19 protein-coding genes are annotated in these 23,684 nt (G+C 74.9%); 15 read left to right on the forward strand and 4 right to left on the reverse strand.

Annotated elements, in window-relative coordinates:
* Positions 1–62: 62 nt before the first annotated feature.
* Complete coding sequence (locus RDI86_RS06250) at positions 63–647, reverse strand: DoxX family protein (RefSeq protein WP_171468155.1); 585 nt, start codon at positions 645–647, stop codon at positions 63–65.
* A gap of 320 nt (positions 648–967) precedes the next feature.
* Between RDI86_RS06250 and ilvD (RDI86_RS06255) the strand changes: the two genes are divergently transcribed.
* Positions 968–2,830 carry a dihydroxy-acid dehydratase gene (gene ilvD, locus RDI86_RS06255; RefSeq protein ID WP_308820963.1) on the forward strand — a complete coding sequence of 621 codons (1,863 nt, stop codon included), beginning with the start codon at positions 968–970 and terminating at the stop codon, positions 2,828–2,830.
* Between the two features lie 78 nt (positions 2,831–2,908).
* On the opposite strand, the gene RDI86_RS06260 is transcribed toward ilvD (RDI86_RS06255), so the two are convergent.
* Positions 2,909–3,469: a hypothetical protein gene (locus RDI86_RS06260; protein WP_211933171.1), complete on the reverse strand. Its 561-nt coding sequence runs from the start codon at positions 3,467–3,469 to the stop codon at positions 2,909–2,911.
* Positions 3,470–3,595: 126 nt separating this feature from the next.
* Between RDI86_RS06260 and ilvD (RDI86_RS06265) the strand changes: the two genes are divergently transcribed.
* From ilvD (RDI86_RS06265) to RDI86_RS06275, 3 genes are all read left to right on the forward strand, one after another.
* Positions 3,596–5,314, forward strand: coding sequence for a dihydroxy-acid dehydratase (gene ilvD / locus RDI86_RS06265; protein WP_074809864.1), 1,719 nt, complete (start codon positions 3,596–3,598; stop codon positions 5,312–5,314).
* Positions 5,315–5,394: 80 nt separating this feature from the next.
* Positions 5,395–6,069, forward strand: a complete 675-nt coding sequence (locus tag RDI86_RS06270; RefSeq protein ID WP_076405746.1) for a 4a-hydroxytetrahydrobiopterin dehydratase — start codon at positions 5,395–5,397, stop codon at positions 6,067–6,069.
* A gap of 68 nt (positions 6,070–6,137) precedes the next feature.
* Positions 6,138–6,950 carry a hypothetical protein gene (locus RDI86_RS06275; protein WP_308820965.1) on the forward strand — a complete coding sequence of 271 codons (813 nt, stop codon included), beginning with the start codon at positions 6,138–6,140 and terminating at the stop codon, positions 6,948–6,950.
* 36 nt (positions 6,951–6,986) lie between these two features.
* Here RDI86_RS06275 and RDI86_RS06280 read toward each other — a convergent pair whose 3' ends face one another.
* Positions 6,987–8,363 carry a cytochrome P450 gene (locus RDI86_RS06280; RefSeq protein WP_308820967.1) on the reverse strand — a complete coding sequence of 459 codons (1,377 nt, stop codon included), beginning with the start codon at positions 8,361–8,363 and terminating at the stop codon, positions 6,987–6,989.
* A 128-nt stretch (positions 8,364–8,491) separates the two neighbouring features.
* Here RDI86_RS06280 and RDI86_RS06285 point away from each other — a divergent pair, with 128 nt between their 5' ends.
* The 11 genes from RDI86_RS06285 to RDI86_RS06335 all read left to right on the forward strand — a co-directional run bounded on the left by RDI86_RS06285 (position 8,492) and on the right by RDI86_RS06335 (position 22,336).
* Positions 8,492–9,586: a 3-oxoacyl-ACP synthase III family protein gene (locus tag RDI86_RS06285; protein ID WP_232422997.1), complete on the forward strand. Its 1,095-nt coding sequence runs from the start codon at positions 8,492–8,494 to the stop codon at positions 9,584–9,586.
* Complete coding sequence (locus tag RDI86_RS06290; protein ID WP_308820968.1) at positions 9,583–10,374, forward strand: glycosyltransferase family 2 protein; 792 nt, start codon at positions 9,583–9,585, stop codon at positions 10,372–10,374. The genes RDI86_RS06285 and RDI86_RS06290 overlap by 4 nt, the downstream gene beginning before the upstream one ends.
* Entirely contained in the window at positions 10,371–11,663 is a 1,293-nt protein-coding gene (locus RDI86_RS06295; RefSeq protein WP_308820969.1) for a cytochrome P450, read from the forward strand. Before RDI86_RS06290 ends, RDI86_RS06295 begins: the two co-directional genes overlap by 4 nt.
* Positions 11,660–13,498, forward strand: coding sequence for a class I adenylate-forming enzyme family protein (locus RDI86_RS06300; RefSeq protein ID WP_308820970.1), 1,839 nt, complete (start codon positions 11,660–11,662; stop codon positions 13,496–13,498). The genes RDI86_RS06295 and RDI86_RS06300 overlap by 4 nt, the downstream gene beginning before the upstream one ends.
* Positions 13,495–14,475, forward strand: coding sequence for an NAD(P)-dependent oxidoreductase (locus RDI86_RS06305; protein WP_308820971.1), 981 nt, complete (start codon positions 13,495–13,497; stop codon positions 14,473–14,475). The genes RDI86_RS06300 and RDI86_RS06305 overlap by 4 nt, the downstream gene beginning before the upstream one ends.
* Positions 14,476–14,522: 47 nt before the next feature.
* The gene (locus RDI86_RS06310) at positions 14,523–15,569 is read left to right on the forward strand and encodes a DUF4037 domain-containing protein (RefSeq protein WP_308820972.1); all 1,047 of its coding nucleotides are present in this window, start codon (positions 14,523–14,525) and stop codon (positions 15,567–15,569) included.
* A 19-nt stretch (positions 15,570–15,588) separates the two neighbouring features.
* Positions 15,589–17,457, forward strand: a complete 1,869-nt coding sequence (locus tag RDI86_RS06315; protein WP_308820973.1) for an alpha-glucosidase — start codon at positions 15,589–15,591, stop codon at positions 17,455–17,457.
* A gap of 376 nt (positions 17,458–17,833) precedes the next feature.
* Complete coding sequence (locus RDI86_RS06320) at positions 17,834–19,744, forward strand: acetolactate synthase large subunit (protein WP_061268746.1); 1,911 nt, start codon at positions 17,834–17,836, stop codon at positions 19,742–19,744.
* 98 nt (positions 19,745–19,842) lie between these two features.
* Positions 19,843–20,367: an acetolactate synthase small subunit gene (gene ilvN, locus RDI86_RS06325; protein ID WP_061268745.1), complete on the forward strand. Its 525-nt coding sequence runs from the start codon at positions 19,843–19,845 to the stop codon at positions 20,365–20,367.
* A gap of 114 nt (positions 20,368–20,481) precedes the next feature.
* Complete coding sequence (ilvC, locus tag RDI86_RS06330; protein WP_021481959.1) at positions 20,482–21,507, forward strand: ketol-acid reductoisomerase; 1,026 nt, start codon at positions 20,482–20,484, stop codon at positions 21,505–21,507.
* Positions 21,508–21,796: 289 nt separating this feature from the next.
* Positions 21,797–22,336: an ASCH domain-containing protein gene (locus RDI86_RS06335; RefSeq protein ID WP_308820976.1), complete on the forward strand. Its 540-nt coding sequence runs from the start codon at positions 21,797–21,799 to the stop codon at positions 22,334–22,336.
* 73 nt (positions 22,337–22,409) lie between these two features.
* Here RDI86_RS06335 and RDI86_RS06340 read toward each other — a convergent pair whose 3' ends face one another.
* On the reverse strand, positions 22,410–23,630 hold the full coding sequence (locus tag RDI86_RS06340; protein WP_076405735.1) for an ROK family transcriptional regulator: 1,221 nt from the start codon (positions 23,628–23,630) through the stop codon (positions 22,410–22,412).
* Between the last annotated feature and the right edge of the window lie 54 nt (positions 23,631–23,684).

Below are 23,684 nucleotides of genomic sequence, written 5' to 3' on the forward strand. Positions count from 1 at the left end.
GGCCGCGACGTCGCGGCCCCGCTCCGGTGCTGCACCCGTGGGGGTACCAGTCCCGCGGCGCGTCAGCGCAGCCAGGCCGCCCGGCGCACGAGGGGGAGGGCCGCCCAGCGTCGGCCGAGGCCCCACGTGTCGCCCGCGAGCGTCGTCGCGAGGACGGCGAGGAGCAGGATCACGAGGACGTGGTCGTCGACGACCGGGTTGTTCGAACCGGCCGCGAGCGGCCACTGCGAGAGCCACAGCATCGCGAACAGGACCGTGCCGCTCACCGCGGCGACCCGCAGGCCGATCCCCAGCAGGAGCGCGAGGCCGACGCCCAGCAGCCCGAGCATGAAGAGCCAGTCGGTGACGGGGCTCGCCATCGCGGCGAACGTGCTCGCGAGCGGGCCCTGAGCGCCGTTCTCGAGGTAGCCCTGCGTGGGTGCGCCCCCCGCGAGCCACGCGCGCTCGCGCGGGGTCGCGTACCCGAGGCCGACGAGCTTGTCGGTGAACGGCCACAGGAAGACGACGGCCGTGCCGATCCGCGTGAGCGCGAGGGCGTGGCGGGCCGACGAGCGCGTGACGACGTCGTCCTGGGTGACGGGGCCGGTGGTGCGCGCTGCGGCCCCCGGGGTGGCGCCGGGCGGCGCGGACGTGGTGGACGTGGACATGGAGGTGCCCCCTCGGGGAGAGAAGTGGTCGGGTCGGGGCCGGCGAGGACCCACCCCGACCCGAGCGGTGTGCCGCTCCCCGTCGAGGCGTCGCGGTGGTCGTCCGGCCGTGACGTGCTCGCCCACGGTGGCAGGGGTACGGGAGGCGGTTCAACCCTTACGTCCGGATCGCGTGGACATCCCGTAGGTCCCTCGGGGCTACGTACGTAGGCCGCACGACCACGAGACGGACGCCTCGGCCGGACCGCCCCGACGAGGCGTAATGTGACCCGGCGGCCGGAGGATCGGTCGCAGCACCCCGTCGAAGGAGCTGACCCGGAATGAGCCGCCCCCTGCGCTCTCGGACGTCCACCCACGGCCGCAACATGGCCGGCGCCCGCGCCCTCTGGCGCGCGACCGGCATGGGCGCGGAGGACTTCGGCAAGCCGATCATCGCGATCGCCAACTCGTACACGCAGTTCGTCCCCGGCCACGTACACCTCAAGGACATGGGCGACCTCGTCGCGTCCGCGATCCGCGAGGCCGGCGGCGTCTCCAAGGAGTTCAACACCATCGCCGTCGACGACGGCATCGCCATGGGCCACGGCGGCATGCTCTACTCGCTCCCGAGCCGCGACCTCATCGCCGACTCGGTCGAGTACATGGTCAACGCGCACTGCGCCGACGCCCTCGTGTGCATCTCGAACTGCGACAAGATCACGCCCGGCATGCTCAACGCCGCGCTGCGGCTCAACATCCCGGTGATCTTCGTGTCCGGCGGGCCCATGGAGGCCGGCAAGGCGGTCGTCGCCGACGGCGTCGCGAAGACCCCGCTCAACCTCGTCAACGCGATCAACTACTCGGCCGACGACGCGGTGTCCGACGCCGCGCTCGCCCAGGTCGAGGAGAACGCGTGCCCCACGTGCGGGTCGTGCTCCGGCATGTTCACCGCGAACTCGATGAACTGCCTCACCGAGGCGCTCGGCCTGTCGCTCCCCGGCAACGGCTCGACCCTCGCGACGCACGCCGCGCGCAAGGAGCTCTTCCTCGAGGCCGGCCGCACGATCGTCGGGCTCGCGAAGCGCTACTACGAGGACGAGGACGACTCCGTCGCGCCCCGCTCGATCGCGACCAAGGCCGCGTTCTCGAACGCCATGGCGCTCGACGTCGCGATGGGCGGCTCGACGAACACCGTGCTGCACATCCTCGCCGCTGCGCAGGAGGGGGGCGTCGACTTCGACCTCACCGACATCGAGCGCATCAGCCGCCAGGTGCCGTGCCTGTCCAAGGTCGCGCCGAACCACCCGAACTTCCACATGGAGGACGTGCACCGTGCCGGCGGCATCCCCGCGCTCCTGGGCGAGCTCGACCGCGCGGGCCTGCTCGACCACGACGTCACGAGCGTGCACACGCCGACGCTGCGCGAGTGGCTCGACGACTGGGACGTCCGGGGCGGCAAGGCGACCGAGCGGGCCGTCGAGCTGTTCCACGCGGCGCCCGGGGGAGTGCGCACCACGCAGGCGTTCTCGACGTCGAACCGCTGGGAGTCGCTCGACACCGACGCCGCGAACGGCTGCATCCGCGACCTCGAGCACGCGTACACCGTCGAGGGCGGGCTCGCCGTGCTGCGCGGCAACCTCGCCGAGGACGGCGCCGTGTTCAAGACCGCCGGGGTCGACCCGGACATCTTCCACTTCGTCGGGAAGGCGCTCGTCTGCGAGTCGCAGGACGAGGCCGTCGAGAAGATCCTCACCAAGCAGGTCCAGCCCGGCCACGTCGTCGTCGTGCGCTACGAGGGCCCCGCGGGCGGCCCCGGCATGCAGGAGATGCTGTACCCGACGTCGTTCATCAAGGGCCGCGGCCTCGGCAAGGTCACCGCGCTCATCACCGACGGCCGCTTCTCCGGCGGGTCGTCGGGCATCTCCGTCGGCCACGTCTCGCCCGAGGCCGCCGCGGGCGGCGTCATCGGCCTCGTCGAGGACGGCGACGAGATCGAGATCGACGTCGACACGCGCCTCATCCGCCTCAACGTGCCGGACGACGTGCTCGCCGAGCGTCGCGCCAAGATGGAGGCGCGCGAGAACCCGTGGCAGCCGGTCGACCGCGACCGCTACGTCTCGCCCGCCCTGCAGGCCTACGCCGCCATGGCGACGTCCGCCGACCGCGGCGCCGTCCGCGACGTGTCGCTCATCAAGCGCCGCTGACCCGACGACGACGGGCCCGCACCTCCCGAGGTGCGGGCCCGTCGTCGTGCCCGGGCGCGGAGCCCCCCGCGGCGAGGGTCAGCACTCCTCCTCGGACTGCTCCGTGACGACCCACCGCGCGCCCTGCGGCACCATGACGGCGATCCCGCAGTCGCCGCCGTCGTAGACGACGGACAGCACCGCCGCGTCGGCGCGCTCCTCGCGGACGCCGACCTCGACCTCCGGCACGTCGCCCACGGCCGCGTAGAGACCGGCGGTGGTCGTGGTCATCGACGCGCAGTCCGTGATGCCCGGCCACCCCTGTGCCGTCATCTCGGCGACCATCCGGTCGACGAGCTCCGGTGCGAGGTAGCCGCACGCGACCTCGACGTCCGGCGCGCGGCTCGCGGCCAGCCACGCGCGGAACGACTCCTCGGGCGTCTCGACCTGCCCCTCGGGAGCCTCCTCGGCGCTCGCGGTCGCCGTCGCGGTCGCGGTGTCGTCGGGCGACCCGGTCGTCGCGTCCGGTGCGGGGGCGGACGTCGCGGAGGTAGGGGAGCCGGGGCTCGTGCCCGACGGCGCGGGAGCCGCGCACGCGGCGGTCGCGGCCAGGGCGAGGACGGGCAGGACGGCTCGGACGGCTCCGGGGCGTGTGTGCACGGCCCCATGATGCCGTGCGCCTCGCACCGCGGTCGGCCCGTCTCGGGCCTGCACGGGCCGGGCGGGCCTCCGTGCCGCGGCGCGTCCCGCCGCGCCCCGCGCCGGTGCCGTTCCTAGAGTGGGGTCATGACTGGGCACACCTCGGGGTCCGACGCCGGACCCGACCTCAAGCCGCGTTCCCGCCAGGTCACCGACGGCCTGGAGGCGACGGCGTCGCGCGGCATGCTGCGCGCCGTCGGGATGGGCGACGAGGACTTCGCCAAGCCGCAGATCGGCATCGCGAGCTCGTGGAACGAGATCACGCCGTGCAACCTGTCGCTCGACCGGCTCGCGCAGGGCGCGAAGGAGGGCGTGCACGCGGGCGGCGGGTACCCGCTGCAGTTCGGGACGATCTCCGTCTCCGACGGCATCTCCATGGGCCACGAGGGGATGCACTTCTCGCTCGTGAGCCGCGACATCATCGCGGACTCGGTCGAGACGGTCGTCCAGGCGGAGCGCCTCGACGGGACGGTCCTCCTCGCCGGGTGCGACAAGTCCCTCCCGGGGATGCTCATGGCGGCAGCGCGGCTCGACCTGGCGAGCGTGTTCCTCTACGCGGGCTCGATCATGCCCGGCTGGGTCAAGCTCTCCGACGGCACGGAGAAGGACGTCACGCTCATCGACGCGTTCGAGGCGGTCGGCGCGTGCGCGCGCGGGCTCATGAGCCGCGAGGACGTGGACCGCATCGAGCGCGCCATCTGCCCCGGCGAGGGCGCGTGCGGCGGCATGTACACGGCGAACACGATGGCGTCGGTCGCGGAGGCGATGGGCATGTCGCTGCCCGGCTCGGCGGCGCCGCCGTCGGCGGACCGGCGCCGGGACGCGTTCGCGCACCGCTCGGGCGAGGCCGTCGTCAACCTGCTGCGGCTCGGCATCACGGCGCGCGACATCATGACGAAGGAGGCGTTCGAGAACGCGATCGCCGTCGTCATGGCGTTCGGCGGCTCCACCAACGCGGTGCTGCACCTGCTCGCCATCGCGCACGAGGCCGAGGTCGACCTCACGCTCGCCGACTTCGACCGCGTCGCGAGCCGCGTGCCGCACCTCGGCGACCTCAAGCCGTTCGGGCGCTACGTGATGAACGACGTCGACCGCATCGGCGGCGTGCCCGTCGTCATGAAGGCCCTGCTCGACGCCGGCCTGCTGCACGGCGACGCGCTCACCGTCACCGGCCGTACGGTCGCGGAGAACCTCGCCGACATCGACCCGCCCGACCCGGACGGCAAGATCCTGCGGGCCCTCGACAACCCGATCCACCACACGGGCGGCATCACGATCCTGCACGGGTCGCTCGCGCCCGAGGGCGCCGTCGTGAAGTCCGCCGGGTTCGACGAGGACGTGTTCGAGGGCACCGCGCGCGTCTTCGAGCGCGAGCGCGCGGCGCTCGACGCCCTGGAGGACGGCACGATCACCGACGGGGACGTCGTCGTCATCCGGTACGAGGGGCCCAAGGGCGGCCCGGGGATGCGCGAGATGCTCGCCATCACGGGCGCGATCAAGGGCGCGGGGCTCGGCAAGACGGTCCTGCTGCTCACGGACGGCCGCTTCTCCGGCGGGACGACCGGCCTGTGCGTCGGGCATGTCGCGCCCGAGGCGGTCGACGGGGGCCCCATCGCGTTCGTGCGCGACGGCGACCCGATCCGGCTCGACGTCGCGAACAAGACGCTCGACCTGCTCGTCGACGCCGACACTCTCGCCGCGCGCCGCGACGGGTGGGCGCCGCTGCCCCCGACGTTCACGCGCGGCGTGCTGGCGAAGTACGCCAAGCTCGTCCAGTCGGCGTCGCGCGGCGCGATCCTCGAGTGACCCCGGAGCGCGCGGGCGTCGCAGGCGCGCACTAGCGTGGTGTCGCACCTCGCCGCAGCGACGCACCCCGGAGGACGGCCATGACCCAGACGGCGGACGACCGCATCACCGCGCGCCAGTTCCACGACAGCGACGGCGTCGAGGACTGGCGGTTCATCCTCAGGACGGTGCAGACGCTGTTCCGCACGGGGTCGTTCACCGCGGGGGTGGAGCTCGTCGACGCGATCGGCGAGCTCGCCGAGGCGGCGAACCATCACCCCGACGTCGACCTGCGGTACGGGACGGTGACGGTCCGGCTGACCTCGCACGACGTCGGGGGCGTCAGCGAGCGGGACGTGGCCCTCGCCCGGCAGATCTCCGCGGCGGCGCGCGAGCTCGACCTCGTCGCGGACCCGACGGCGGTGCAGGACCTCGAGATCGCTGTCGACACCCTCGTCGGGACGGCGGTGCAGCCGTTCTGGCGCGCGGTCCTCGGGTTCGACGAGGGCGCCCCCGAGCTGCCCGCACCCGAGCTCCGCGATCCGAGCGGGCGCGCCCCGGCGTTCTGGTTCCAGCAGATGGACGCGCCGCGCGAGCAGCGCAACCGCATCCACGTGGACGTGACGGTCCCGCACGACGTCGCGGAGGCGCGCGTCACCGCCGCCATCGCCGCGGGCGGGCACCTCGTGTCCGACCGGCGCGCGCCCGCGTTCTGGGTCCTGGCCGACGCCGAGGGCAACGAGGCGTGCGTGTGCACCTGGCAGGCGCGCGACTGACCGGGGCCGGTGGCTACGGGGATGAGCCGAGCGCGCAGGAACCGCCCGGTCCCTGCGATGCTGGTCCCGTGAGCGCACGTCCGGAGAGATCGCCGCGCCGTCGCCGGGCCGCGTCCGCCGTCGTCCCGCTGGCCATCGTGACGGCCGCGGTCGTCGCGCTCGGCGGGTGCACTGCCGCCGGGGAGCCGGAGGTCGCTCCGGGGTCCTCCGCCCCGAGCCCGACGGCCACCGAGGACGCGCTGGGCACGCGCGACGAGCCGTCGGAGGAGACGACGCCCGAGGTGGTCGACCCGCTCGCCGACCGTCCCTCCGCGCCACCCGCCCAGGCGGTGGACGCGGGAACGGTCGCCGCCGGTGCACCCGCCGCGGCGAGCGGGACGGGGAGCGCCGCCGTGACGTTCGCGCGCGACGGCGACTTCGCCGTCGTCGTGCACCTGGACTGCGGCGACTGCGCGGGGACGCGCGCGTTCATGGCACCGACGGACGTCACGCCGTACCCGGGTGCGCTCGGTGAGACGACCGGGTCGTACCTCATGGACGTCTTCGAGGACTCCGCGCCGCAGCAGTCGATCTGGCTCGAAGCGTCGGGGGAGTGGTCCCTGCGGTTCGAGAGCTGGAACGACCTGCCGCCCGTCGCAGGGCCGCAGTCGGGCACGGGACCGACCGTCCTGCGGCTCGACGGCAGCACGACGAGCGCGGAGGTGTCGTGGACGCCGGCGGGCCCCGAGGACTCGTTCCAGGGCCGATACTTCGGGGTCACGCGCGAGGCGTCGCGCATGTTCGGCGACACCGAGGCGTTCACCGAGACGTACGACCTCGCGCTTCCCGGTGTCCTCGCCGTGAAGACCGCCGGCACGTGGAGCGTGACCCCGCAGGGCTGACGCCCGGTGTACCGCTGCCGATTCCCGCCCTGCGGGTCAGGCGCGCGCAACGACCAGCTGGTCGTAGCCGGGCACGAGGACCCGGCGCTTGGCGCGGCGCGACACGACGCGCAGGGGTGCGCCGTCGTCGTACAGCGCGTGCAGGAGCGCGGCGATCTCGGCGCGGGCGAGCGCGGCGCCGAGGCACAGGTGGCGCCCCGCGCCGAACCAGAGCTGGCGCGTCTCGCGCACGTAGGGGCGGTCGGCGCGGAACGGCCCGGCCGCTGTGTTCGCCGCCCACGTGAGGATCATGACGCGCTCCCCGGCGCGCAGGGTGCGGCCCGCGACCTCGACGTCGGCCGACACGCCCCGGCCGATCACCGAGGCCGGGCTCGTCACGCGCAGACCCTCGCGCACGGCGTTCTCGACGGCGTCCGGCTCGCCGGCGGTCCGCTCGACGGGGTGGGCGCGCTCGTCGGCCAGGAGCCGGAGCAGGCGGTGCTGCTCGCCCGTGTCGATCAGGAGCGCGGTGGTGCGGACCATGGCCGACGCCGACGTCTCGGTGCCCGCGACCATGAGCAGGCTCGCGAGCCCGGTCGTCTCCTCCAGCCCGAGGCCGAGCTCGCGGCACCGGCCGAGCAGGCGGTCGGCCGGCGCGTGCCGCCACCCGTCCGGGACGCCCTGGGTCAGCTCGGCGACGATCTCCCGCGCCGCCGCGACCTGGCCCGGCGCGAGGTACGTCGAGCCGGCGCTCCCGAGCGCGATCGACGCGAGCCGCTCGCCCGTCGCGAAGGCCGCGAGGGCGTCGTCGTCCGTCGGGACGGCCTCCGGCGTCGCGCCGGTCCCGGCGCCCGCCGCTGAGCCCGCCGCTGAGCCCGTCGCTGTGCCCGGCCCTGAGCCCGCCCCGGTGGCCGCCGGGGACGGGATGCCGAGCAGCGAGATCATCATCCGGCCGACGAGCACGCGCGCGAGCCGGCCGACGTCGACCGTCCCGCCCGCGGCGAGGGTGCGGCGCGCGTCGTCGAGCGCGAGCGACCACGCGCCGTCGACCAACGCCGCGGCGCTCGCCTCGGTGAAGAGCTCGCGCGAGCGGGTGCGCAGGTCGTGGTGGCCCGGGCCGTCGAACAGGTCGAGGACCCAGTCGCCGAGGATCTGGGCCCAGAGGTGCCCGACCCCGCCCTCGCCGACGATCGTGAAGTGCCGGTGGTCGGTGAGGATGCGGCGACCCACGGTCGGGTCGGCCGTCACCCACCCGAGGCCCGGCACCCGGCGCAGCCCACCGCCCGGACGCCGCCCGGTGAGCGCGCCGCCCACGAGGAGCACGCCGGCCATCGCGGGGCGCGCGGCGGTGAGGACCTGCAGCTCGTGCCGGGTCGTGGGCAGGGCGCGACGGCGCTCGCGGGTGGGCACGGGTCCGGTCGTGGTCGCAGTCACGGGGTCAGTGTGGCGCACGGGCAGGGCCACGGGGCGGCCGCGCCGCCGTCCGGGGATGGGCACTTCACCCCATCGGAACCTGTGGACGCCCGCCGTCCGAGGGGGTCTGCTTGGCTACTGTGTCGCGCGTGCCAGAGAACCCACCCCGCCCGGTAGCCCCCGGGTCCGCACCCGTGCGTCCCGCGGCGGTGATCGCCGCCGTCGGGGTCCACCTGCCCGAGCGCGTGGTCGACGTGCGCGAGGCGGAGCGCGCGCTCGCGGAGCGCAACCCGGGCGCGGCGCCGCGCGTGCCGATGGTCTCGCGCCTCACGGGCGTGCGGCAGGTCCACGTGCTCCCCGACGACTGGGACGCCTCCGACCTCGCCGTCGCGGCCGCGGAGAAGCTGCTGGCGACCCAGGGCCTCGCCCCCGACGACGTCGACCTGCTGCTCTTCGCGTCGGCGAGCCAGGACATGGTCGAGCCCGCGACGAGCCACATCGTCGCCGCGAAGCTCGGGGTCCGGGCGCCCGTCATGGACGTCAAGAACGCGTGCAACTCCGTGCTCAACGCCATCGAGGTCGCCGAGGCGCTCGTCGCGACGGGCCGGTACGGCACCGTGCTCGTCGCGTGCGGGGAGGCGCCGTCGCGCGCCGTGCGCTGGGACGTCCCCGACCGCGCGACCTACCTGCTCTCCGCCCCGGGCTACACCATGTCCGACGCCGGGGCCGCCGTCCTCGTGCGCCGCGTCACCGCGGCGGAGGCCGACGCGCGCGACGGCTCCGGCGCCCCCGCGCCCCGCGGCATCCTCGCGAGCGCGTTCGGCGCCGAGTCGACGCACTGGGACGTCGGCATGCTCCCCGGGGGCGGCACCGCGCACCCGCGCGACCTCGAGCGCACCTACTTCGAGATCGACGGGTCGCGGCTCCGGGACGCGTTCCTCGCGCTCGGGCCGGGGGTCGTCCTCGACGCGCTCGGCCGTGCGGGGCTCACGTGGGACGACGTCGCGCTCGTCGCCGTGCACCAGGTCGCCGTCGCCTACCTCGACGACGTGCACGCCGCGCTCGGCCTGCCGACCGGGCGCACGCTCGTCACCGTCGCCGACCACGGCAACGTCGCCTCCGCGACGCTCCCGCTCCAGCTCGCGACCGCGCTCGAGACGGGTCGGGTCGGGCCGGGCGACGTCGTCGTGCTCGTCGGCCTCGCGGGCGGCATCAGCATCGGCGCGACGGTGGTGCGGCTGTGAGCACCCGGCGGTTCACGCGAGGAGTGACGAGCACGCAGCGGCTCGCCGTCGTGGTGCCCGCGCGCGACGAGGCGCACGGGATCGTCGCGACGCTGGAGGCGCTGCGCGACCAGCAGGACACGGACTTCGACCTCGTCGTCGTGGACAACGGGTCGTCGGACGGCACGGGCGACCTGGTGCGCGCGACCGCGGCGGCGTGGGGCATGACGCGGTGGCGCGTCGTCGACGAGCCGCAGAAGGGCACGGGCGCGGCGGCCGACACGGGGATGCGGGCGGCGATCGCGCAGGGCGCGACCCACCTCGCCCGCACCGACGCCGACTGCCTGCCGCTGCCCGACTGGACCCGACGCGTGCGGGCCGCGTTCGCGAGCGGGCACGACCTCGTCGCGGGACGGCTCGTGCCGCGTACCGACGACCGCCCGGTCTCGCGCGTCCAGCAGGGCGTGCTCTCCGCGGCGGTGAGCGTCGCGAGCACGTTCGGGCGCTTCCGCCCCGGCAACCAGGACCCGTCCTACCTCGGGCCCTACGTCATGGCGCCGGGCTGCAACATGGCGATCACCGCGGCGCTGTACGAGGCGGCGGGCGGGTTCCCGCGCACCGCGATCGAGGACGTCCACGAGGACCGGGCGCTCGTCAACGCGGTGCGCCGCCGCACGCGACGGTACGGCGCGCACCGTGACGTCGTCGTGCGGGCCTCGACGCGCCGGGCGCACGCGTGGGGCCTCGTCCGCACGCTCGGCTGGTACGCCGACCACCGCTACCGGCCCGAGCTCGTGGACATCCGGTGACCGGCACGGCGCTCGCGCCCGCACCCGCCGGGCTCGCCGCGGCGATGCGCTGGGAGGAGCGGGTGCAGCGCGGGGCGCACCCGCTCGTCTACCCGGCGATCCGGGCCCTGCGGCACCGCGGCCCGGTCGTGCGCGTCCCCGGGATCGGGGTGGTCGTGTCCGACGCCGCGACGGCGCGCGCCGTGCTGCTCGACACCGAGCACTTCTCCAAGGTGGGCCCGGGGTCGCCGTCGGACCTGTGGACGCCCGTGCTCGGCCCGTCCGTGCTCCTCAACATGGAGGGCGCCGACCACGCGCGCCTGCGCCGGGCGCTGTCGGGTCTCTTCACGCCCCGCGCGGTGCGCGACCTCGTCGCGGTGAGCGTGCCCGACGTCCTCGCGGGCCTCGCCCCGCGGCTGCTCGCGGGCGAGCGCGTCGACCTCGTGGCGGAGACGGCGACCATGGCCGGCACGGTCGTCTGCGCGATGACCGGGCTGCCCCCGACGGACTCCGCCGTCCGCGAGGCGATGACCGCCGCACAGTCCGTGGTCGGCCTCGTGCGCCTGCACCGGCGCAGCCTCACGCCCAGCCAGGTGCGGCACGCGCGCGCCGTCCTCGCGCGGCTGTCCGCACCGGCGCGCGACGCGTACCGCGCGGGGGACCCCGCGACCGTCCCCGGGCGCATGCGCGAGCTCGGGCTCTCGGAGGACGAGGCGCTCGGCGCCGTCGGCGCGTTCGTCCTCACGGGCACCGAGACCATCCAGTCGTTCGTGCCGCGCCTCGTTACACTCACCGCGGACACCGGCTGGCTCGACCGGCTCCTCGCGGCCGACCCCGGCGCCGGGCCGGAGGCCGCGGCGCTGCGCGGCCGCGTCGTCGAGGAGGCGCTGCGCGTCACGGCCCCCACGCCCGCCATGCTCCGCTCCGTGCGTGCCGCCACGACCGTGGGCGACGTCCGCGTCCGCGCGGGCGACCGGGTCGTGATCGCGACGATCTCCTGCTGCAAGGACGCGGGCCCCTTCGACCCGGACGCCCCCGTCGACCCGGCGGTGCGACACCTGTGGTTCGGCGCCGGCCCGCACTTCTGTCTCGGCATGCCGCTCGCGACGGCCCAGGTCGACGCCGTCCTGGACGCCCTGCGCCCGGTCGCCGCGGCGGGTCGGAGCCTTCAGGTCACCGACCGAGCCGTCGCCCGCGGCGTGCTCATCCCGGCGTACCGCTCGCTCGTCGTGCGGGCGGTCGGCGGCGAGGTGCGCGCACCGGGCCCGGTCGCCGGATCGGCCGCGTCGTCGGCCGGGGAGGCGGCATGACCGCGCCCGACGACGTGGCCCGCCACCTGCTCGCCCCGATCCTCGCCCGCGGGGCCGCCGGGCACGCGTCCGCCGACGCGGTCGCGCTCCGGCGCTGGACGCGGCCGGGCCGCCGCGGTGCGCGCGTGCGCGAGGAGGCCTCGTACGCCGACCTCGCGCGGCGCGTCGAGGCGACCGCGACGGCGCTCGCGGCCGACGGCCTCGCGCCGGGCGACCGCGCCCTGTTCTCGGTGCGGCCCCGGCCGGAGGGCGTCGTGCTCGCGTTCGGGGTGGTCCGGGCGGGCGGGACCGTCGTCTTCGTCGACCCCGGCTCGACGCCCGAGCTCTTCGCGGCACGCGTGAGCGCAGCCGGGCCGTCGCTCGCGACGACCGAGTCGCTCCTCTACGCCGCCTCGCGCGGGCCGCTGCGCCGTCTGGCGCGGTCACGGGGCCTGCTCCTGCCCGACTACGCGAGCCTCCCGCTGCGGCACGTGCACGCCGGCCCGTGGCTCCCCGGGGTGCCGCGCGGCTCGCGCGCCGCCCGCCGCCTCGCCGCGAGCGCGGTCGACCGCGCGGCGCTGCCGCCGCTCGACCCGGACCGTGAGGCGCTCACCGTCTTCACGTCCGGCACGACGGCGCAGCCGAAGGCCGTCGTGCACACGGCCGGGTCGCTGCTCGCCGGGTGCGACCTGCTGCGCGACGTGTTCGCGCTCGCGCCGGGCGACGTCGTGCACACCGACCAGATGCTGCTCGGCGTCCCGGCGCTGCTCGCGGGTGCCACGTGGTCCGTGCCGGCCGACCCGCCGAGCCGCGACATCACGACCTTCGCGCGCCAGCTCGACGGCGCCGCGGGCACGTACCTCGTGCCCGCGGACGTCACGGCACTGCTCGACGCGATCGAGGCCGGGGCAGTCCCGGCACGCGGGCCGCGCGTCGCGCTCGTCGGCGGCGCTCCCGTGACCCGCGCGCTCCTCGAGCGCGCGACGCGCGTGCTGCCCGGCACGCGGTGGGTCGCGGTGTACGGGATGACCGAGATCCTGCCGGTCGCGGTGGTCGAGGCCCGCGAGAAGCTCGCGTATGCGGGCGACGGCGACCTCGTCGGCGCGCCGCTGCCCGGCACGGTCGCGCGGCTCGACCCGGTCGAGGACGAGGAGCCCGAGGACGGCCGGGACGCCGTCGTCGGGGAGCCCGGGCACGAGGACGGCGTCGGGGAGCTCGTGCTGTCCGGGCCGTCGCTCATGGCGGGCTACCTGCACGACCTCGACGCCCCCGCCCGGGGCGCGGGCGCACGGGCCGCGGAGCACCGCACCGGCGACCTCGCGCGCCTCGACGACGCGGGGCGGCTCGTCCTCGTCGGCCGCACGCGGGACATGATCATCCGCGGCACGACGAACATCTACCCCGGCCTCTACGAGCCGCGCGTCGCGGCGCTCGACGGCGTCGGCGAGGCGCTGCTCGTGGGGGTTCCCCAGGTGGACGGCGACGAGCGGGTCGCGCTCGTCGTCACCTCGGCGTCGGGAGACTCTCGGCCGGAGACGGCCACCAGGCCCGATCCTCGGCCCGACGCCGGTACGGCGGTGCGCCTGGACCCGCACCACCCGCTCGTGGACCGGGTGCGCACCGCGCTGCCGGGCGTGCTCGACCACGACGCGCTGCCCGACGTCGTGCTGCTCGCCGACCGCATCCCGCTCGCCGGTCGCTCGCGCAAGCCCGACCGCGCCGCGCTCTCGCGCGCCGCCGCGCCGCTGGTGCCCGCCGCACCGCTGGAGACCGCCGCGCCGAGCGTGCCCGCCGCGCCGCTGGTGCCCGCTGAGTCGGCCGCCGTCGGCCGAGACACGCCCGGCGCCCGCGCGTGAGGGTCGTCGTCACCGGGGCGTCGGGATTCGTCGGGGGAGCGGTCGCGCGCGGGCTGGTCGCCGACGGCCACGAGGTCTGGACGTCCTCCCGCCGCGACCCGGCGGTCGACGGCGCCCGGCACCTCGCCTGGGACCTCACCACCGGTCCGCTCGCCGACCCGCCCCCGGTGGACGCCGTCGTGCACGGGGGCGCCGCCGTGTCCGACTGGTGCGCGCTCGACGTCGCGCGCGCCACGAACGTCGCCGGGACGCTCGCGGTCCGCGACACGTTCCCCGGCGCGCGGTTCGTGCACGTCTCGTCCGGCAGCGTGTACGACCCGTACCGCCCGAGCGTCCGCGCCCGCGAGCACGAGGCGCCGGTCGCCCGGTACCTCGACGCCTACGGCACGACGAAGGCGGAGGCCGAACGCGCGCTGGCCCGCGACGTCGCGCGCCACCCCGACCGCGGCGCTGTCGTCGTCCTGCGCCCGCACGCCGTCTACGGGCCGGGCGACTCGACGCTCCTGCCGCGCGTCGAGGCCGCCGTGCGGCGCGGGCGCCTCGTCCTGCCCGGCGGCGGGCGCGTGCTCCAGTCCCTGACCCACGTGGACACGCTGCTCGCCGCGGCGCGCGCCGCCGTCGTGCTGCCCGACGCCGCGGCCCGCGCGCCCGGCGCGGGGGACGGCGCGGCCGGAGGCCCGCTCGTCGTGAACGTCGCCGACGCCGAGCCGGTGGTCCTGCGCGACGCGCTCGCCGACGCGCTGCGCCGCCGGGGTACCGCCGTGCGGGTCGTCGCCGTCCCGGTGCGGCCCGCCTGGGCGCTCGCGGGCGCGGTCGAGACGGTCGCCCGGCGGCTGCGTCGCCGCGAGCCGCCGCGCCTGACCCGGTACGCGCTGAGCCACCTCGCGATGGAACGCACCTACGACCTCACGGTCCTGCGCGACGTGCTGGGCGTCGACCCGGCTCCCACGCGCTTCGTCGGGGCCGAGCGGTGGTAGCGGCGAAAGCCCTGGGTGTCGTGACGCCGACCCGCTAGGTTGCCCGGGTGGAGACCGGGACCGACCTCGCGCGGCGCTACTACGACGAGGTCGTCGGGCCGATCCTGCTCGGCCGCTGGCCCGGGCTGCCGCACGCGGCGGGACGCCTCGGGAGCGGGTCCGACGTCCTCGGGCTCGACGACGCGACGTCGCGCGACCACGACTGGGGTCTGCGCCTGACGTTGCTGGTCGACGAGCCGATGGTCGACGAGGTCGACGCGCTGCTCGGCGCGGCGCTGCCCGACACGTTCGCCGGGCACCCGACCCGGTTCCCGACCACGTGGAGCCCGCACGGTCCGCACCAGGTCGAGGTCGCGTCGCCGTCGGGCTTCGTCACGTCGCGCCTCGGCGTCGACGCGACGCGACCGCTCGCCGTCGACGACTGGCTCACGCTCACCGGTCAGGCGGTCCTCGAGGTGACGGCCGGGCCGGTGTTCGTGGACACCGGCGGTCAGGCCACCGCGGCGCGCGAGCGCCTCGCCTGGTATCCCGACGACCTGTGGCGGTACGCGGTCGCCGTCGACTGGGCGCGGATCGGGCAGGAGCTGCCGTTCGTCGGCCGGACGGCGGAGCGCGGAGACGACCTCGGGTCGCGCGTCGTCGCCGCCCGGCTCGTGCGCGCAGCGATGCACCTCGGCTTCCTGCTCGAGCGGCGCTGGACGCCGTACGCGAAGTGGTTCGGGACGACGTTCGCCGCGCTCCCGCGTGCCGCCGCCGCCGGGCCCGACCTCGCGGAGGCGCTCGCGGCCGACGACTGGCGGGCGCGCGAGGCGGCGCTGTGCCGAGGGCTGGAGACCCTGCACGACCTCCAGGGCGAGGTGGGCCTCCCGACCGTGACCGACGTCGTCGTCCCGTTCTTCGACCGGCCCTTCCGGGGGCTCGGGCCGGTGGCCGACGTGGTGACGTCCGCGATCCAGGACCCGGTGGTGCAGGCGCTGCCACCGGGCGTCGGGACCGTCGAGCAGTGGGTCGACGACGTCGACGTCCTCACGGACCCCGCCCGTCGCGTCGCCGCGTCGCGCGGCGTCGGGCAGGCTGGGACCAGGACCCCCTGACCCGAGAGGAAGCCGTGCGATGACCTCGTCCGCACCCACCCCGGACCCCCTGCCCCGCGGCGGGTGGCCCGGCGCCGAGACGCCCGGTGACGCCCCCTGGTGGACGCGCTCGGTCGTCTACCAGGTGTACCCGCGCTCGTTCCAGGACACCGACGGCGACGGCATCGGGGACCTCCCGGGGATCACGCGACGCCTCGACCACCTGGAGCGGCTCGGCGTCGACGTCGTGTGGCTGTCCCCGGTGTACCGGTCGCCTCAGGCGGACAACGGCTACGACATCAGCGACTACGAGGACGTCGACCCGCTGTTCGGGTCGCTCGCGGACCTCGACGCCCTGATCGAAGGGCTGCACGCGCGCGGGATGAAGCTCGTCATGGACCTCGTCGTCAACCACACGAGCGACGAGCACCCGTGGTTCGTCGAGTCGCGCTCGTCCGCGCAGAGCCCGCGGCGCGACTGGTACTGGTGGCGCCCCGCGCGCGAGGGCATGGAGCCCGGCGCCCCGGGCGCCGAGCCGACGAACTGGCGCTCGTTCTTCGGGGGCAGCGCGTGGCGGTTCGACGAGGCCTCGGGCGAGTACTACCTGCACCTGTTCGACCCCAAGCAGCCGGACCTCAACTGGGAGAACCCCGACGTCCGCGAGGCGGTCTACTCGATGATGCGGCGGTGGCTCGACCGCGGCGTCGACGGCTTCCGCATGGACGTCATCAACCTCATCTCCAAGGACGTCGCGCCCGACGGCTCGCTGCCCGACGGCGAGGTGCACTGGGGCACGTACGGGGACGGGAGCCCGCACTACACGGACGGGCCGCGCGTGCACGAGTTCCTCGCCGAGATGCACCGCGAGGTGTTCGCGCCGTACCTCGCCCGGGGCCGGGAGATCCTCACGGTGGGGGAGACGCCGGGCGTGACGGTCGAGCACGGCGTGCGGTACACCGACCCGGACCGTCGCGAGGTCGACATGGTGTTCCAGTTCGAGCACATGGGCATCGACCACGGGGCGACCCGGTACGACCCGGTCCGGTGGGACCTCGCCGATCTCAAGGCGACCCTCGGCCGCTGGCAGGCGGGCCTCGCCCACCGGGGCTGGAACGCCCTCTACTGGGACAACCACGACCAGCCGCGCGTCGTCTCGCGGTTCGGCGACGACTCCCCGGAGCACCGCGTCGCCTCGGCGAAGGCGCTCGCCCTCCTGCTGCACCTGCACCGCGGCACGCCGTACGTCTACCAGGGCGAGGAGCTCGCCATGACGAACGCGCCGTTCACGCGGATCGAGCAGTACCAGGACGTCGAGTCGCTCGGGTACTTCCGCGAGCTCACCGGTCGCACGGGCGCCCCGCGCCTGCGGACCGACGGGGAGATGCTCTCCGTGCTCGCGCACGCGAGCCGCGACCACGCCCGCACGCCCGTGCAGTGGGACGCGAGCGCGAACGCCGGCTTCACGACGGGGACGCCGTGGCTCGAGGTCAACCCCAACCACACGACGATCAACGCGGAGGCCGCCTGGGCCGACGAGGACTCCGTGCTGCACTTCTACCGGCGGCTCGTCGCGCTGCGCCGGGAGGAGCCGGTCGTCGCGCTCGGCGACTTCCGCATGCTGCTGCCCGACCACGAGGCGGTCTACGCGTTCACGCGCGCCCTCGACGCGCCCGGGCCCGACGGCACGCCCGTCCGGGACGAGCTCCTCGTGCTCGTCAACGTCGGCGGCGTCCCGCAGGACGTCCCGGCCGGGACGCTCACGGGCTGGGAGGACGCGTCGGTCCTCGTGACCACGCACCCCGGGCGGGCCGACGACGGCACCCGGCCGGGCGCCGTCGGGCACCTGGAGCCGTGGGAGGGACGGGTGCTCCGGCGCACCGGGCCGCGCCCCGCACGTCCCAGTGCGTGAGACGGCCGCCTCGACACGTGACATCACCGGGACATGGGCGTACAGTCCCAGACGTGCAGACGATCCTCCTTGTAGTACTTCCTGAGCGCGCCGGCTGAGGCCACGCCACCAGGCTTCGTCAGCGCGCTCACCCCTCGTCCAGCCCGGCATCCCGGGTTCGAGGGGTTTTTTGTTGCCACCACAACGCCATCAGCACGGCAGACAGACCGCGGCAGGCCTACCCGGCCACCGCGAGCGCCGCACCCGCGAGACCCGCGAGGACCGGCACCCGCACACCGCGACCAGCACGACCGCACCACCACGGTCGGCTCCGGCTCCCGGCGGAGCGCCCCACGGGGCGCCCGCCGGGCCGAGGCCACGACACGCAGGAGACACCATGGCCCAGGGTCCCACCCCGGCACCTCCGCGACAGGGCGCCCCGGCGCCCGCCGCGGCGCCGAAGCCCGCCCCGACACCCGCGTCGGTCGCCCCGCGCGGCGACGTCCGGCGCGCAGCCACGGCTCGCCCGGCCGGCGCCTCGAACGGCGCCCCGACGGGCGAGGAGATGACGGGCGCGCAGTCGATCGTCCGCTCGCTCGAGGAGGCCGGTGCCGAGGTCGTCTTCGGCATCCCGGGTGGTGCGATCCTCCCGACGTACGACCCGCTCATGGACTCCCAGCGCCTGCGCCACATCCTCGTGCGCCACGAGCAGGGCGGCGGCCACGCGGCGCAGGGCTACGCCCACGCGACCGGCCGCGTCGGTGTCACGATGGCGACGTCGGGCCCGGGCGCGACGAACCTCGTGACCCCGATCGCCGACGCGAACATGGACTCGATCCCGCTCGTCGCGATCACGGGCCAGGTCGCCGAGTCGATGATCGGCACCGACGGCTTCCAGGAGGCGGACATCGTCGGCATCACGATGCCGATCACCAAGCACTCCTACCTGGTCACCGACCCGGACGACATCCCGCGCACCATCGCCGAGGCGTTCCACATCGCCTCGACCGGCCGCCCGGGCCCGGTGCTCGTCGACATCGCGAAGTCGGCGATGCAGTCCCGCACCACGTTCTCCTGGCCGCAGGACGTGCAGCTGCCCGGCTACCACCCGGTGACGAAGCCGCACAGCAAGCAGATCAAGGAGGCCGCGCGCCTGCTCGCGACGGCCCGCCGCCCGGTCCTGTACGTGGGCGGCGGCGTGATCCGCGCGAACGCGTCGGCCGAGCTGCGCCGCCTCGTCGACCTGTCGGGCGCGCCCGTCGTGACGACGCTCATGGCGCGCGGCGCGGTGCCCGACACGCACCCCCAGAACCTCGGCATGCCCGGCATGCACGGGACCGTGCCGGCCGTGGCGGCGCTGCAGAAGGCCGACCTCGTCGTGTCGCTCGGCGCCCGCTTCGACGACCGCGTCACCGGCGCGCTGTCGAGCTTCGCCCCGCACGCGCAGGTGGTGCACGCCGACATCGACCCCGCGGAGATCGGCAAGAACCGCGACGTGGACGTGCCGATCGTCGGCGACCTCAAGGAGGTCATCACCGACCTGCTGCCCGAGCTCGAGCGTGAGCACGAGGCCAAGGGCAAGCCGGACGTCGAGGCCTGGTGGCGCCAGATCGACGACTGGCGCGAGACGTACCCGCTCGGCTACACGGAGCCCGACGACGGCCACCTCGCCCCGCAGCACGTCATCTCCCGCCTGGGCGAGATCTCGGGCCCCGAGTCGATCTACGTCGCGGGCGTGGGGCAGCACCAGATGTGGGCGGCCCAGTTCATCCGCTACGAGCACCCGCGGACGTGGCTCAACTCCGGCGGCCTCGGCACCATGGGCTTCTCGATCCCGGCGGCCATGGGTGCGAAGGTCGGCCGCCCCGACGCCACGGTGTGGGCGATCGACGGCGACGGCTGCTTCCAGATGACCAACCAGGAGCTCGCCACCTGCACGATCAACGAGATCCCCATCAAGGTCGCGCTGATCAACAACAGCTCGCTCGGCATGGTGCGCCAGTGGCAGACGCTGTTCTACGACCAGCGCTACTCGAACACGGACCTGCACACCGGCCACGGCACGGCGCGGGTGCCCGACTTCGTCAAGCTGGCCGACGCCTACGGGTGCGAGGGCATCCGCGTCGAGTCGATGGGCGAGGTGGACGCCGCGATCAAGCGCGCGATGGAGATCGACGACCGCCCGGTCGTCATCGACTTCAACGTCTCGCGCGACGCGATGGTGTGGCCGATGGTCGCCGCCGGCGTGAGCAACGACGACATCCAGTACGCGCGGGGCATCTCGCCCGCCTGGGACCGGGAGGACTGAGCGGAATGCAGCGGAGGTTGAGGGCCGCAGCGAAGCAAGGCACTCGGCTGCAGCGCAATGCAGCCCCGATCCGACCCCTGTCCCTGGAGGACTGACCGATGTCCCGCCACACCCTCTCCGTGCTCGTCGAGAACAAGCCCGGCGTGCTGACGCGCGTCGCGGGCCTGTTCGCCCGCCGCGCCTTCAACATCCACTCCCTCGCCGTCGGCCCCACCGAGCACGAGGAGATCTCGCGCATCACGGTGGTCGTCGACGTGGAGGAGCGCCCGCTCGAGCAGGTGACGAAGCAGCTCAACAAGCTGGTCAACGTCATCAAGATCGTCGAGCTCGACTCGTCCGCGTCGGTCCAGCGCGAGCTCCTGCTCGTCAAGGTGCGTGCCGACGGTACCCACCGCACCGGCGTGCTCGAGGTCGTCAACCTGTTCCGCGCGAAGGTGGTCGACGTCGTGCCCGACGCCGTGACCATCGAGGCGACGGGCACGGGGGAGAAGCTCGACGCGCTGCTCGGGGCCCTCGAGCCCTACGGCGTGCGCGAGATCGTGAAGTCGGGGACCGTCGCCGTCGGGCGCGGGTCCCGCTCCATCACGGACCGCGCGCTGGAACGCGTCGTCCGCTCCGCCTGACCATCGCCTACCCTCGCACCGAGACCCCCGTGGGCGTCGGCGCGCACCGGTCGCCGTTCCGCGCGACACCGCAACAGACCCCTGCACCGCAACGAAGAACCGAGGAGATCCATCGTGGCTGAGCTGTTCTACGACGACGACGCCGACCTGTCCATCATCCAGAGCAAGAAGGTCGCGATCGTCGGCTACGGGAGCCAGGGCCACGCGCACGCCCAGAACCTGCGCGACTCGGGCGTCGAGGTCGTCGTCGCCCTGCGCGAGGGCTCCAAGTCCGTCGCGAAGGCCCAGGACGAGGGCTTCGAGGTCAAGTCCGTGGCGGACGCCGCCGCGTGGGCCGACCTGATCATGATCCTCGCGCCGGACCAGCACCAGCGCTCGATCTACAACGACGAGATCAAGCCGAACCTCGCCACGGGCAAGACGCTCGCGTTCGCGCACGGGTTCAACATCCGCTTCGGCTACATCGAGGCCCCCGAGGGCGTCGACGTCATCCTCGTCGCCCCGAAGGCGCCGGGTCACACGGTGCGCCGCGAGTTCGTCGCGGGCCGTGGCATCCCGGACATCATCGCCGTCGAGAAGGACGCGTCGGGCCAGGCCTGGGACGTCGCGCTGTCGTACGCGAAGGCGATCGGCGGCACGCGCGCGGGCGTCATCAAGACGACGTTCACCGAGGAGACCGAGACCGACCTGTTCGGCGAGCAGGCCGTGCTCTGCGGCGGTGTGTCGCAGCTCGTCCAGTACGGCTTCGAGACGCTGACCGAGGCCGGCTACCAGCCGGAGATCGCGTACTTCGAGGTGCTGCACGAGCTCAAGCTCATCGTCGACCTCATGTGGGAGGGCGGCATCGCCAAGCAGCGCTGGTCCGTCTCCGACACCGCCGAGTACGGCGACTACGTCTCCGGCCCGCGCGTCATCGACGCCCGCGTCAAGGAGAACATGCAGGGCGTCCTCGCCGACATCCAGTCGGGCGCGTTCGCCAAGCGCTTCATCGACGACCAGGACGCCGGCGCGCCGGAGTTCACGGCGCTCCGCGAGAAGGCCGCGCAGCACCCGATCGAGAAGGTCGGCAAGGAGCTGCGGTCGCTGTTCGCGTGGAAGCAGCAGGACGCCGACTACACCGAGGGCAGCGCCGCGCGCTGATCCTCGGCCTCTGAGCTCGGCTCACCTCTGGGGGTGGGTGACCCCTGTCGCGCGATCTACCATCCGCGGTGCTCGTTCCTCGCACCGCTCCCGCCAGGCCCACCACGATCGCGCGACAGGGGTCACCCACCCCCTTGCTGTCGGCTCACCCGGGCGCTGGCCAGCAGGCCGCCAGTCCCGGACCTGGTCGCGGCGTCCGAGAAGATGGCGGATCGTGCCGGCGCGACACGGGTGGGACGAAGGGCGGGAGACCGGGCAGATCCGATTCTCGGTGCGCCACGATAGGGGCATGACCCGAGAGACGGACGAGGGAGACCCGGTGACGGACGACGTGACGGTGGACGAGCGGGCGGCGGAGATCCTGGCGTTCTGGGAGCTGGCGCGGCCCAGCGCGGGCATGGCGCGGCTCGGTGTCGTCACGGGCACGACGGTGTCCGAGAGCGTGCCGCCCCCGGCGTGGTCGTTCGGGGACAACCCGGCGCTGGCGGACGACCTGCTCATGGCGGTGCTCACGGGGGAGAAGACGGCGACGTCGTCGGCCCTGTGGGAGTACGAGGAGACGGGCGAGGCGGTGCCGCGCGTCGGCGAGCTGTCGATCCTGCTCGACGGCGCGGGCCACCCGCGCGCGCTGATCCGCACGACGTCGGTCGAGGTGGTCGCGTTCGAGGACGTCGGCGCGGACTTCGCGCACGCGGAGGGCGAGGACGACCGGTCGCTGGAGTCGTGGCGCGTCGAGCACGAGAAGTACTTCCGTCGCGTCCTGTCGCGCGAGTTCGCGCCGGACATGCCGCTGGTGTGCGAGCGGTTCGAGCTGCGCTACCCGCGCTGAGCGCGGCGAGGATGAGCGGTGGCCGGCCGTGCCACGGTCGGCCGGCCACCGCTCGCGAGGTAGGTGAAGAGGACTACCCCGGGACGGAGGGCGCGACGACCGGGTGGTCCGGTCGTCCCGCGGCGGCGAGCAGGAGGGTGCGCACGTCCTCGGCGACGACGGAGCGCGCGCCGCGCAGGACGGCGAGCTCGGGGACGGCGCTCGCGACGACCGCTCCCGTCCGCTGGTCGGTGCCGCGCAGGACGGCGGCGGTCGCCTCGGCGAGCGGCGCGCCGCACGCGACGCCCGTGGGCCCGCCGAGCACGACGGCGTCGGGCTCGAGGATGGCGACGACGGGCTGGAGGACGACCGCGACGCGGAGCGCGAGGTCCTGCACGAGGTCGTGCACCGCGGTGCTGTCGCGGTGCGCGGCGAGGGCGGCGACGGCGTCGCCGTAGGAGGAGCCCTCCTCGGTGATGCCGGGGAGCCCCGCGCGGGCGCACAGCTCGACGAGGCGGAGACCGCCGACGAGGTCCTGCACGTTGACCGAGTCGTCGATGCCGGCGGCGGGCACGGGGAGGTAGCCGATCTCACCGGCGCCACCCGCGGTGCCGTGGTGCACGCGGCCCTCGAGCCACGCGCCCATGCCGATGCCCTCGCCCAGCCACAGCAGCGCGAAGCTCTCCTCGTCGCGGCCGGCGTCGCGCTCGGCGATCGCGGCGAGGTTGACGTCGTTCTCGACGTGGACGTCGATGCCGAGCACGTCCTCGAGGTGCGCGCGCAGCCCGCGGCGCGGCCAGCCGGGGAGCTCCCCGACGAGGGCGATGTCGCCGGTGCGCGGCGCGACGGCGGCCTGCACGCCGACGACCGCGGTCGCGACGCGGGAGACGGGGATGCCGGCGTCGGCGCAGGCCTCGTCGCGCGCGGCGAGGACGTCGGCGGCTGCCGAGCGCTCGGGACCGGCGGCGACGGTCGTCTCGCCGAGCGTGCGGCCGAGCGCGTCGACGACGCTGGCGCGCACCCCGGCGGGCACGACGTCGAGCGCGAGTCCCACGACGACGTCGGTCCGGGCGGCGTACTGCGTGGCCTGGGGGCCGCGCGCGCCCTGCACGGAGCCGGTGGGCTCGATGAGCCCCGACTGCTCGAGCCGTGCGACGATCTGGGAGGCGGTCGGTCGCGAGACGCCGGTGCGGTCACCGATCTGGGACCGGGTCAGCGGGCCGACGTCGAGGAGGAGCTCCAGGGCCGCGCGGTCGTTGATGGTGCGCAGGAGCCCCGGGGTGCCGGGAACCCTCGACGTGGCGGGCGCGGTCATGGTCGGTCCTTCGACGGGCTTTAGGAAAGTTTACTAATAGTGGACCCGCCGCGC

The sequence above is a fragment of the Cellulosimicrobium sp. XJ-DQ-B-000 genome (assembly GCF_031119065.1).
GTDB lineage: Bacteria > Actinomycetota > Actinomycetes > Actinomycetales > Cellulomonadaceae > Cellulosimicrobium > Cellulosimicrobium funkei.